This window comes from Nocardioides sp., from assembly GCF_031397825.1.
In the GTDB taxonomy this organism is placed as follows: domain Bacteria; phylum Actinomycetota; class Actinomycetes; order Propionibacteriales; family Nocardioidaceae; genus Nocardioides.
Map to the genome: position 1 here is coordinate 1 of NZ_JANNML010000001.1, position 2323 is coordinate 2323.

Sequence of the window (2323 nt, forward strand, 5' to 3'; positions counted from 1 at the left end):
TGAGCGAGGAGGCGCGCACCCTGTCGGGGGAGTTCTTCCAGCCGCTGGCTCAGCGCATGCGCGAGGCGCTGGCCGACTTCAGCGACGACGAGGTGGCCACGATCGACCGCGCGCTGGGCGCGCTCACCGAGGCCACCTCCGCCCTCACGTCGGAGATCCAGCCCCCCGCACCAGGGCATTGACCCACTCCAGCTTGTCGATGACGGCCGGCGCCAGCACGAACGGGTAGAGGTCGCCCTCGCCCAGCGATCGGTTCAGCTGGTTCAGCGCGATGGCCAGCGGCATCCAGGTGCCGACCACGACGTCGGAGAAGCGGCGTACGGCGACGTTGGGGTCGACGGTCAGACCGAAGGCGTGCGCGGTGTCGAGGGCGTCGGTGATGTGCAGGACGTGCGCGAAGGTCTCCGCGAAGTCCTCCCACGGGTGCATCGTGGCGTACGCCGAGACGTAGCGCTGCTCCCAGTCGGCCGGCGGACCCTCGGCGTAGTGGCGGTCGATCTCGCCCTGGTAGTCCAAGGTCTCGTCGCCGAACACCTCGCGGCACGCCTCGTTGCCGTCGCGGTCGTCGACCAGGACCTGCCAGTAGTAGTGGCCGATCTCGTGGCGGAAGTGGCCCAGCAGGGTCCGGTAGGCCTCGCCGAGGCTCTCCTTCACCTTCTCGCGGTGGACCGTGTCGCCCTCGGCGAGGTCGAGGGTGATGACGCCGTCGGCGTGGCCGGTGACGACGTTCTCCTCGACGCTGGAGAGCAGGTCGAAGGTGATGCCCTTCCCGGTCGCCTCGTCGCGCGGCACGAGCGGCAGCCCGAGCCCGTCGAGCTCGTAGACCAGGCGGCGCTTGGCCTGCTCGGCGCGGTAGTACTGCGGCAGCCCCTCGAGGTCGTCGTCGGCCGGACGGGTCCGCGTCAGCGAGCAGGCGAAGCACTGCTCGCCAGCGACGTCGGGGATCCAGTTGCAGCCGTTGAGGTCGAGGTTGACGCAGGGCGTGAACGCGTCGCCCAGCAGCAGCATGTCGCGCTCGGTGCGGGAGTAGCCGACGGCCGCGTCGCAGGCGACGCAGACGGAGTTCTCGAAGTAGAGGGTCTGGCCGCAGCCGCGGCACGAGAAGGAGCGCATGCGCCGATGGTCCCCGGAACGTGACGCCTCAAGCGCCCCGTCTCACTGAGCGTCCGCTCCGCCCCTCGCCGACCGGAGGGGAAGCCTCACCCGCAGCACGGTGCCGCCCGCGGTGGAGTCGATCTCGATCTCCCCGGCGTGGCGCTCGACCACGATCCGACGGGAGATGTCGAGCCCCAGGCCGGTGCCCCGGCCGACGTCCTTGGTGGTGAAGAACGGCTCGAAGGCGCGCGCCCGGACCTCCGCCGGCATGCCCGGTCCGCTGTCGGCGACCTCGACCACGACCTTGCCGAGCTCGTCGACGTACGCCGAGACGGTCAGCGTGCCGACGCCGCCCATCGCGTCGACGGCGTTGTCGACGAGGTTCGTCCAGACCTGGTTGAGCTCGCCGGGGATCGCCTCGATCCGGGGCACCCCCGCGGCGTACCGGCGCACGACCCGGACGCCCTCGAGCTTGTGCCCGAGCATCACCAGGGTGCTGTCGAGGCCCTCGGTCACGTCGGTGTCCTGCACCGAGGCGCGGTCGAGCTGGGAGTAGGAGCGCACCGTGGCGACCAGGTCGGAGATCCGGCGCGTGGAGTCCTTCACCTCGGTGAGCAGGCTGCCGAGGAGGAAGGAGCTCGCCAGCCACTCCAGCCCCGGTCCGAGCGACTCCCGCCCGAGGACCTGCTCGACCCGCTCGCACCAGCCGACGTCGGCCCCGGCGGCCGCCAGGGTCGGCGCGAGGATCCACTCACGGTCGACGCCGTGGTCGACCAGCCAGTCCGACAGGGTGTCCTCGGCGTCCGCGGCCACCAGTGCGTCGGCGCCGACGGTCGGGGTGGGCTCCCGCCGGAGGTGGTCCAGCGCGACGTACTGCTCGGCGGTGATCGAGCGCTCGGCGAGGTGACGCAGCGACCCCAGCAGGGCCTCCGACGTCTCGCCCAGCGTGTCGACCGCCCGGGTGGCCGCCGACGCGGGGTTGTTGAGCTCGTGCGGAAGCCCGGCCGCCAACGTGCCGAGCGCGACCAGCGCCTCCCGCTGACGCGCGCCCGCCTCGATCCGGCGCACGGTGCTCACCAGTCCGTTGATGAAGTGCACCCCGAACGGGAACCAGGCGTCGGCGCAGCGCTTCAGGTCCGCGGCCGCGAGGCGCAGCACCGTTGCCGACGTCGCCGCCCGGCCGGTGGCGAAGTAGACGCCGTGCTCGTCCCAGGCGCCGAACCCACCG

3 protein-coding genes are annotated in these 2323 nt (G+C 71.9%); 1 reads left to right on the forward strand and 2 read right to left on the reverse strand.

From position 1 onward, the window contains the following. The coding region (locus tag RMN98_RS00005) for a hypothetical protein (RefSeq protein WP_309646742.1) at positions 1-182 on the forward strand (182 nt) is incomplete at its 5' end. Here the strand turns inward: RMN98_RS00005 and RMN98_RS00010 are convergent. Beyond that, positions 145-1113, reverse strand: coding sequence for a putative zinc-binding metallopeptidase (locus RMN98_RS00010; protein ID WP_309646743.1), 969 nt, complete (start codon positions 1111-1113; stop codon positions 145-147). The two genes, RMN98_RS00005 and RMN98_RS00010, sit on opposite strands and share 38 nt — an antisense overlap. A 42-nt stretch (positions 1114-1155) precedes the next feature. Further along, positions 1156-2323 (reverse strand): ATP-binding protein (locus RMN98_RS00015; protein ID WP_309646744.1); only part of this gene is annotated, 1168 nt, incomplete at its 5' end.

Coding starts and splice junctions, on each gene's coding strand:
- RMN98_RS00010 (WP_309646743.1), bottom strand. CDS start 1,113: ATGCGCTCCTTCTCGTGCCGCGGCTGCGGCCAGACCCTCTACTTCGAG.